The sequence below is a fragment of the Lysinibacillus sp. SGAir0095 genome (assembly GCF_005491425.1).
Taxonomy (GTDB): domain Bacteria; phylum Bacillota; class Bacilli; order Bacillales_A; family Planococcaceae; genus Ureibacillus.
In genome coordinates this window covers 3,382,595-3,393,520 of record NZ_CP028083.1, presented here as the reverse complement: position 1 = coordinate 3,393,520, position 10,926 = coordinate 3,382,595, and the positions used below count along the sequence as shown (strand labels likewise).

General features: G+C 36.4%; 2 protein-coding genes. Both read left to right on the top strand.

Translation table 11 applies throughout. The annotated features are described in order from the left end of the window. Positions 1 to 708 precede the first annotated feature (708 nt). Positions 709 to 2,688 carry an acetoacetate--CoA ligase gene (locus tag C1N55_RS16785; RefSeq protein ID WP_137729882.1) on the top strand — a complete coding sequence of 660 codons (1,980 nt, stop codon included), beginning with the start codon at positions 709 to 711 and terminating at the stop codon, positions 2,686 to 2,688. A 232-nt stretch (positions 2,689 to 2,920) separates the two neighbouring features. Continuing rightward, the gene (locus C1N55_RS21055) at positions 2,921 to 10,855 is read left to right on the top strand and encodes a choice-of-anchor I family protein (RefSeq protein WP_370452541.1); all 7,935 of its coding nucleotides are present in this window, start codon (positions 2,921 to 2,923) and stop codon (positions 10,853 to 10,855) included. Positions 10,856 to 10,926: the final 71 nt, after the last annotated feature.

Here is a 10,926-nt window from a genome sequence, read left to right as displayed (position 1 = left end):
ACAATCAATTTCTACCGCCTACAAACAATGAAAGATTATTTAATTGGAGCAGAAGACTAATATCTAAACTCTAATTTATATATAAAGTGATGATCACCCTCTGTTTTACAACAAACTCGTCATACGTGCTCGGTATCTATAACTTTTATAAGTATTTCAGTCTCACAACGACATTCAATCTTTATTTTCTTGTGCCACAGAATAAATGGGCATTTCAATTATATTCGATGAACTCCAAGTTATTGTCATACAGCCTGTTCGCACTAGCCATATAGCCCTTTTCATTTTGTATCTTTACAATTCCTTCAATTTTCAGATTTTGTTTTTTTCATTCAATTTTTATACCTTGAGTAAGTCGATTTTCCTTTTCTCGAATAGAAGCTGGATAGAGTTTTAACACTGAATTTATTGAATATCCTTCAAAAATTCAATAGTCGTTCCCGCTTAGGTTTTCGGAAAAAAAATATTCACCTTTAACGGTCAAAGAGTATACTTGAAGTGGTCGCCTTATAGATTGTTTAAATGATGTCGTTTTAATTAGCTATCTTATCTTAAAGGCATAATATACTCAAAAATATGTTAGATAAAAATCAAAGAGATTACCTTCAAACAAATATGAAAAATAGATAGTAATAATTGAATTGAATGATAATACACTATAATAAAGAATAACTTATTTAATAGTTTTGGAATATAGGAGGGGAATATATGAAAGGGATTACAGAAGGAACATTGTTATGGGAGCCGTCGAAGCAACAAATTGATAACTCGAGCATTACCCATTTTAGAAAATGGCTAAATGATGAAAAGGGGCTAGCCATCGAGAACCCGAATGAGCTGTGGAAATGGTCTGTTGAGGAGCTAGAATTGTTTTGGGAAAGCATTTGGAAGTATTGTAATGTAAAATCCCACACTAATTATCAACAAGTGTTGGAAGCACGAACAATGCCAGGCGCCAAATGGTTTACAGGAGCAACCGTAAATTATGCAGAGCATGTTTTCCGAAATAGTAGAGAAGATCGACCAGCATTGATTTTCAAATCAGAAACAGTTTCAAATCGAGAGGTGAGTTGGCAAGAACTTCAGGAAAAAACGTCCATTGTGAGACAATATTTAATCAGTTTAGGCGTTAAAAAAGGAGACCGTGTTGTTGCTTATATGCCAAATATACCTGAAACGGTCATTGCCTTTTTAGCCTGTGCAAGTATGGGCGTTATTTGGTCGGTCTGTTCCCCTGATTTTGGAACGGGCAGTGTGATCGATCGATTTAAACAAATTGAACCAACCGTTTTGTTTGCAGTTGATGGCTACTCCTATAATGGGAAAATCCACGATAAAATGCAAAGCGTTGAAGACCTGCAAGCTGAACTACCCACGCTAACAAAAACCATCCTATTCCCATATGTACAAAGCGAAAATAAGATTTTAAATGATCGCACAATCTATTGGGACGAGATGTTGAAAGAAAATGTAGAGCTCAAGTTTGACGCTGTTCCATTTGACCATCCGTTGTGGATTTTATTCTCTTCGGGGACAACTGGATTGCCAAAGCCAATTGTACAAGGACAGGGAGGCATTATACTCGAGCACCTAAAAACGATAACAGTCGAACAAGGAATCGATCAAGATGATGTGTTCTTTTGGTTTACGACAACTGGTTGGATGATGTGGAATCTTTTAATGGCTGGTTTACTGGCGGGAGGTACAGTTGTCCTTTATGATGGCAGTCCAGCTTATCCAAATATGAATGTTTTATGGGATTATGCCGATGAAGTAGGGATAACTTTCTTTGGCACAAGTGCAGCATTCTTGAATATCTGTATGAAAACAGGTGTAAAACCGAATGAAAAAAATGACTTTTCAAAACTGAAGGCCGTTTATTCCACAGGCTCACCTCTATCAGTAGAGGGCTTTAGTTGGGTTTATGAAAATGTGAAGAAAGATATGTGGCTTGTATCGGCAAGTGGCGGAACGGATATCTGTGCAGCCTTTGTTGGTGGCTGCCCTGTGCTGCCGGTATACGCCGGAGAAATTCAATCACGAGCTCTTGGTGCAAATGTCCAAGCCTTTAATGATGAAGGTCAATCTGTATTAAATGAAGTAGGAGAACTGGTAATTACCGATCCCATGCCATCCATGCCACTGTATTTTTGGGGAGATGAGAATCATCAACGCTATCTCGAAAGCTATTTCGAAATGTTCCCGGGTATATGGCGCCATGGAGATTGGATTACAATCGATGAAAAAGGCAGCAGTGTGATTTTCGGTCGATCTGATTCAACGATTAACCGGCAGGGCGTTCGCTTAGGAACAAGTGAAATCTATCGGGTTGTCGAATCACTTGATGAAGTAATAGAAAGTTTAGTAGTTGATTTAGAGTACCTTGGCAGAAATTCATTTTTAGCATTGTTTATCGTATTAAAACCAAATGTAACGCTGGATGATCACTTAAAAGAAAAGATGAAAGCTGAAATAAAACAAAAAGTATCTCCACGATTTGTACCAAATGAAATATTTGAAGTGAAAGAAGTACCTAAAACCTTCAGTGGTAAAAAACTAGAAGTCCCCATTCGTAAAATTCTATTAGGACAGCCAGTAGAAAAGGTAGTTAATCGTGGTTCAGTTGCAAATCCAGATTCGATTAATTACTTTATAGGACTTTCGAAAGAGATTTCCCAGGATATTTAGAATATGCACTGCTATATAAATAGAAGTTTCAACATCAAAACCCAGTCACGCTTTTTAGTGACTGGGTTCTTTTTTTATTTATAGTTCTTGCTAGTTTTAAAGCTTTTCTTAAAAATAGTTAACAAAATTTTACAAAATATTAAAAAAGGTGTCCAATAACTTTCACAATCAATTATTAAGATAGATAAAGTAAATAGGTAGTAAAATATTCCAATGAAAAAGGGGCTATATTATGTCTAAGAAACGAAGTAAAAAGTACTTTATGGCAACTATGGCAGGTACTATTGTTGCTAGTTCAGTAGTAACTCCAAATATTGCAGAGGCTGCCGGAAATGCCTTTCCTGATGTAAAAGCAGATGATTATTTTTCTGATGCAGTTCTTGATTTAGTAGATCGTGGGTTAATAAAGGGTTTTCCGGATGGTACGTTTAAACCGTATAGCGAATTAACACGTGGACAAGCTGCGGTTATTTTGGCTGGTGCACTTGAATTAGATACTAAAAATGTTAAAAACCCTAACTTTAAAGACGTTTCTGCTTCTCATCCTTATTTTGGTGCAATCGCGGCATTAGCGAATGCAGGTTATATCAAGGGATTTGAAGACGGCACATATGGGGCAGCCAAGCCCATCACACGAAATCATATGGCGATTATACTTACAAAAGCATTTGACTTGAAAGCATCTACAGGAGCAGTAACCCCATTTACAGATATTTACCCTGATTATAAACAATATATTACTGCATTGTATGAAAATGAAATATCAGTTGGTACCACAAAAACAACATTTGGAGGTGCAACAAACGTCACACGTGGTCAATTTGCACAGTTCCTAGTACGTGCCGAGAGTGCTAAATCTGATACTGTTTCTTTTACAATTGAAAATTTCTCTAATTCCAGCGTTCAAACTACTGATGGGAAGCTAACTTTTGATGCATCTTTAAAATCATTTTTCGCTACAAACAATGCCTCCGCATTAAAAGGTGCAGAGATGACTGCCACAGTTAGAGATGGAAAAATTACTGGAATTTCTGCATTAACATTAAATGCTGAAGGGAAAGATGGTTCTCCAATTGTTTTGAATGGTGGAAATACAGTAATTGAAGGTGATGTAACTGTTAATGGCGATTATATTGCAGTAAATAGCCTTAAAGTAAAAGGCGATATTATATTAACAAGTAAAGTCGCAAAAGAATTTTCATCGAACACTATAGTAACAGATGGTGAATTGATTATTAATGAAGCGGCTTCAAATCCTGTAGCATCAATATTTGCATTTATTGCAAACACGAACGAAGGCCCTAAAATTAACTTAAATAATTCAACAGTAAAAAGTATTCAAGTAAAACGAAATAATGTTCAGTTAAATTCAGATAAAAAATTACCGGAAGTAAAAGTTTCAGCAACAGTGTCTTCTATTGAAGTAAATGCGGATATTGAAAAAGTAAGTATTAATGTTAATGTAAAAATCGAATTAAAAGGTACTGGTACTATTGAGCAAGTCGATATCGAAAAAGCAGTTGAACTTGCCCTTAAAGTAGCAGGACAAGTCAAGGAATTAGTTGTTGGGAACAAAGAAACAAAGGTAGAAGTCGGAGTTAATGTACAAATTGATAAATTAGTTGTTCCTAAAAATTCAAAAGTAGAAGAGGTTGTTTCAAACTACCACAGTGTTAAAGATAAAATTAAAGACATTGAAGATGAAGCCGGCTCAACTGTAACTCCACCAAGCACAGGTGGCTCAACAGGCGGAAATAATTCAGCACAGGTGAAGCAAGCATTAATTAATACTGCAAATCAAAAAATAGCCGCAATTCCAGTAGCTACGAAAATTACTGCAGATAATCAAAATACTGTAAAATCTGCGATTGACACTGCAGAGCTAGCAATCTCCGCTGCGAAAAAGGCAGGAGCAGTAGATGCTGACTTTGCAGGATTAACGAATATTAAAAATGCAAAGGCGCAAATCCAAAAGATTGCACAAAGTGTTGTTAAATCATCAAACCAATTAAAGTGGTCTCAAATTGCTCGGTATGATAGTGGCGAAGGAGAAACAGGTACTGAAATTCTTGCATATGATGCCAAACGTAAACTAGCATTTGTAACAAATGGCGCTGTAGCCGGTTTCGATATTCTATCATTTGAATCACTTGCAGAATTGCAATCAGGGAATATGCAAAATATTCAATCTGACAGATTCCTATTAAAAGACTATGGAATTGTTGGTGTGAAAGATATTTCAAGTATCGCTTCACATCCAACAGAAGATATCATTGCAATCTCTGCTGTAAGTGATCCAAAAACAGATCCGGGTTATATTATCTTTACTAAGAAGGATGGTACTTTTATAAAAGCTGTTCAAGTTGGTTCATTACCGGATATGGTGACATTTACACCGGATGGTAAAAAGGTTCTTGTTGCAAATGAAGGTGAACCAAGTGATGATTACACTGCCAATCCAAACGGTACAATATCTGTAATTGATTTAGAAACTTATGAAGCAAACACATTGGAATTCACTGAAAGTATGCTGGATGAAAATGTCCGTGTAAGCTCAGAGGGGTCCATTTTATCACAATTAGAACCTGAATATATTACCGTTTCAAAAGATAGTAAAACGGCGTATGTTACGCTACAAGAAAATAATGCAATTGCTACTATCGATCTAGTAAAAAATAAAATCGTTTCTGTAAAAGGTCTTGGAGTGAAAGACTACTCCGAAGTCGGGAACGAACTAGATGCCTTGAACAATAAAGAAGTTAAAATTGAAAAACAACCGATTCTTTCTTATTACATGCCAGATGCAATTGATACGTATTCGGTAAATGGTAAAACATACATTATTACACCTAATGAAGGTGATTCCCGTGATTACGAAGCATACTCTGAGGTAGTAGAAGTTGGAGATATTATCGAGTCACTTGATCTAAAAGCAGAAAACTATAATGGTTATACACAAGAAGAGTTGGATGCTTTCGTGGAAGAAGTAAAAAAAGGCGACGATGGAACGTTAGCAGCTTTCAGTAAAGTAAAAGTTTCAAAAGAAAATGGCAAGAATGCAGAAGGTCAATATGAAGCACTTTATAGTTTTGGCGGTAGAAGTTTCTCTGTCTTTGATGCTGATACAATGGAATTAGTTTATGACAGTGGAAGTGACTTCGAGAGAATACTTGCGGAATTGGATCCAGCTAACTTTAATACAACGAACGATGAAATTAAAATGGATAATCGTAGTGATGATAAAGGACCAGAGCCAGAATCAGCTGTTGTTGGTGAAATTGACGGAGTACCATATGCATTTATCGCATTAGAACGCTATAGCGGAGTGATGGTTTATGATCTATCTGATGTGAGTAACCCTAAATTTGTTACGCTTATTTCAAGTCGTGATTTCTCTGAAGATGTAGCAGGAGATGTATCACCTGAGGGATTAGTATTCATTCCTGCTGAAGAGAGCCCAACTGGCAATGCTTTATTAACTGCAACACATGAAATTTCAGGCACTGTGGCAGTATATGAATTTGACTCACAATTTAAATTATCGTTAATGCATACGAATGATACACACGGTCGTACTGATGTTGCGCCAAAACGTGCAACTGCAGTGAAACAGGTAAGAGCAGAAAATCCAAATTCACTTCTTATTGATGCAGGGGATGTATTTAGCGGCACACTTTACTTTAATGAATTTGAAGGCCAAGCTGATTTAAAACTAATGAATTATATGGGTTATGACGTGATGACTTTTGGTAATCACGAATTCGACCTTGGTTCAAGTCCAGAAGGGCATCAAGCATTGGCTGATTTTGTTGAAGGAGCAAAATTCTCATTCGTTTCGTCGAATGTCGACTTTTCTCAAAACGAAAAATTCGCTGGATTATTTAATGATTTAATCTCAAGTGATCCGGAGAACGGTCAAATTTATAGCGGAATTGTAAAAGAAATTAACGGTGAAAAAGTCGGAATCTTTGGTCTAACAACAGAAGAAACTACATCAATTTCCTCACCGGGGAGCATTGCCTTCGAAAACTATGTTTCTGAAGCAGAAAAAGCTGTAAAAGCATTTGAAGATAAGGGTGTAGATAAAATTATTGCTGTCACGCATATCGGGTATGACGATAATGAAGCAGTTGATAATGATCAAATACTAGCGAAATCAGTAGAAGGTATAGATGTTATTGTAGGTGGACATAGTCATACAAAAATCGAGAAGCCTGTGATTGTAGAAGAAGATTCAGAAGGAAAGAAAAAAGATCCTACAGTTATTGTACAAGCATATCAATATAGCGATTTCTTGGGAAATCTTAATGTAACATTTGATGGAAATGGTGTAATAACAGCGCATGATGGTGAGCTGTTAGAAGTTTCAAAGTTGGAAGAAGATCCACAAGCTGTTGAAATTTTAAAACCATATAAAGATAAAGTAAAGGAACTGAATGAGACTGAAATCGGTGTAAACCTAACAGCACCACTTACAAATCCACGTACCTCCGATGAAGGAAATACCGAGAAATTAAGTGTACGTAAAAATGAAACGATTTTAGGTAATTTAATCACGGATGGAATGCTTTCTAAAGCAAAAGAATACGAAGAAAATGTTGTAATGGCATTCACAAATGGTGGTGGTATTCGATCGAGCATTGGAGCAGGTCCAATTACAATTGGTGAAGTAATCAGTGTACTGCCATTTGGTAATACACTTGCATTAATGGACGTTACAGGAGCGGAATTAAAAGCTGCATTTGAAACAAGTTTAAGTCAATATCCATTAGAAAACGGTGGCTTCTTACATGTAGCTGGTGCAAAGATTGAATACGATTCTTCTAAACCAGCAAGAGTTGCTAAGGATGGGGTTGTCACTGAAGAAGGACAACGAATCATTTCCATTTCTTATAAAAATGAAGGCGGGTCTTATACTGAAATTAAGGATGACCAAACATACACTGTAGCAACAAACGCCTTTACTGCCAAAGGTGGGGACGGCTACGATATGCTTGGAGAAGCCTATAAACAGGGGCGTGTAACTGACTTAGGATTATCTGACTGGGAAAACTTCAGAGATCATTTACAATCACTTCAAACAATTCCAACAGAAATTGAAGGACGAATTGTTGAAGTGGAAGAAACTGAGCAGGAAACAGATTTAATTATCTCACAATATATTGAAGGTGGAAGTTTCAATAAGGCATTAGAATTGTATAACAATACTAATGAGACACTTGATTTATCACAATACTCTTTAGAGCTGTATGCGGATGGGAAAGCAGATAATCCAAAATCAATTACCTTAGCGGGTACTTTAGAAGCGGGTAAAACTATCGTTCTATATCATAAAGATGCTAATGTTGATATTAAATCCCTAGCAGGAACAAATGGTATTGAAAATTCATCGGTGATTAATTTTAACGGGAACGATCCAGTAGTCCTTAAGAAAAATGGAGAAATTATTGATTCATTAGGACAAATTGGTTCATCTACAGACTTTGCAAAAGATGTTACCCTTGTTCGTAATGAGTCAATTAAAACAGGAGACAAGAATCCTAATGATGTATTTTCATTTGAAACAGAGTGGACTAACTTAGGAAAGGATGTTTTTGATAACTTAGGTAAACATCCATATATTCCTGAACAATTACAAACCATTTCGATGGCAGAAGCTCGTACTTTAGGAACTGGTGAAGTACAAATTCAAGGTGTTGTAACAGCTAAATTAAAAAATACAATTCATATCCAAGATGAAACTGGCGCAATGGCTTTATATGGCTTGGCTGAAAATGTGAATATTGGTGATGAAATTGTTGTTAAAGGTAAATTATCCGAATACAACGGTTTGTTGCAATTACAAAGTCCAGCATTAGTTGAGAGTGTAGGAACTAAAGAAGTTACACCAACAGAACTTGCTGGAGCAGATTTAAAAGAAGAAAATGAATCAAAATTAGCCAGTGTAACAAAAGTAACCATAACTAAAAATAATGGCTCGGGTAATTATGAGGCAAAAGACGAAGTGGGTACTGTGTTTATCGTTCGTGATGAAAATAGTGTGCTTGGTCTTGAAATAGGGAAAACATATGATTCTATTACGGGGATTATTCAGGAGTATAATGGTGCATTCCAAATCATCCCTCGTGGTATAGAGGATGTAGTTGAAGATGCTTCAAAAGTAAGAACTATTACAGCTTCTACAACATCCACATCAATTCCAACAGGAACAGCAGTTGAATTATCAACATTAACTGATGAAGCTACAATTTACTATACTACTGACGGGACTGAGCCAACAGTTGAAAATGGTATGGAATATACTGCACCGATTGTAATAACTGAAAAAACGACTTTGAAAGCAATTGCAGTTAAAGAAGGTTTATCCAATAGTGATGTATTTAGTATCTCGTATGACGTTTATGATGGTGTGGTTTCAATCAGTGATATTCAAGGTGAGGGCCATACTTCACCAATGGATGGTACGACTGTAGAAGGTGTTGAAGGGATCATTACTTCAGTGTATGAATTAAATAATCAACAATACTTCCATATGCAAACACCAGATTCAAAAGCAGATAATGTTTCAAGTACGTCAGAAGGTATTGTTGTATATGCTGGCAGTGCATCTGGAAATTATACTTTTAAAGTTGGCGATTTGGTAAGCGTCTCTGGAGTAGTAGATGAATATCGTATCGATGGGTATGCTGATGCAGATACGGATTTAACCGTAACTCAATTAAATGCAAAGAATGGTTCAATTCAAGTTCTGGAAGAAAATGTTGAATTACCAACACCAATCGTTATTACTTCGAATGATATTCCGACAGAAATTGATACAAATGGATTCGATGTATTTACTCCTTCAACAGATGCAATGGATTACTGGGAAAGCTTGGAAGGAATGCGCGTACAAATAGGAACGGATGCAACATCTAAATTACGTGTTGTTTCTCCTGAGGAATATGGCGAGATTATCACTGTATTTGATGAAGTACAAGCAACAACATTAAACGGTGGTTTATTATTGGGAGAGAATGACGCAAACGGTGAGCGTATTCAATTTAAATTATTCAATGGCGAAAAAGAAGTAACGAATGGCGGGAATATTAATACAGGTGATTATGTAAATGCTCCTGTTGTTGGTTTTGTGAATTATGGCTATTCTAACTTTAAAGTCTATGTTGATCAATCATCATTTGCAACAACAAAAGGTGCAACAACAAAAGAGACTACATCAATTGAAAAAGCAGAAGGCAAGTTAACAATTGCATCTTATAATCTAGAGAACTTCTCTGCAACTTCAAATGCTACGAAAGTTAGAAATATTGCTGAAGCATTTGTAGATGGGTTAAATTCACCAGATATTATTGGAGTTACAGAAATGCAAGACAATGATGGAGCAACAGCTTCAGGAGATTCATCTGCAGATCAGAGCTATCAAAAATTAATTGAGGCAATTATTGCTGCTGGTGGTCCCACTTATGAGTATGTGAATATTGATCCTGAATACAATCAAGACGGTGGTGCACCTGGAGGTAATATCCGAGTTGGATTCTTATACAATCCAGCAAAAGTATCTTTACCAGAAGGTTCAATTACTGGTTCTGCAAATAATGGAACTGAGTATGTGGATGGGAAATTAACTTTAAATCCAGGGCGTATTAATCCGACAAGTTCTGCATTCAACAGTAGCCGTAAGCCACTTGCAGCAGAATTTAATTTTAACGGCGAACAGGTGATTGTAGTTGTTAACCACTGGAATTCAAAAGGTGGGGATTCACCATTATTTGGTACAGAGCAACCAGCAGTATTAGGAAGTGAAGTCCAACGCAAAGAAATTGCACAAATTGTTCGTGGCTTCGTCGAAACAATTCAAACAGCGAATCCAGATGCAAATATTGTTGCTGTCGGTGATTTCAACGACTTCCAATGGACACCTGCCCTTCAAATATTCGAAGGAGAAAATGAATCCATGGTTAATATGATTAATACTTTACCTGAAAATGACCGTTACTCTTATACGTATCAGGGTAACTCACAGGCTCTTGACCATATCTTCGTATCAGATAATTTAAAAGCAAAGTCAATCCTAGATATTTTACATGTAAATGCTGACTTTACTGAAGAAGCGGGCCGTGCAAGCGACCATGATCCATTAATGGTTCAGATTGATTTCACTAAATAATATAACCAATTAAGATAAAAAAGAAGGATTCCAAAGAGAATTCTTCTTTTTTATGTGTGCCAGGCATGGCA

Excerpts from the sequence above, each read along its gene's own strand:
- C1N55_RS16785 (WP_137729882.1), top strand. The coding sequence starts at position 709 with ATGAAAGGGATTACAGAAGGAACATTGTTATGGGAGCCGTCGAAGCAA.
- C1N55_RS21055 (WP_370452541.1), top strand. The coding sequence starts at position 2,921 with ATGTCTAAGAAACGAAGTAAAAAGTACTTTATGGCAACTATGGCAGGT.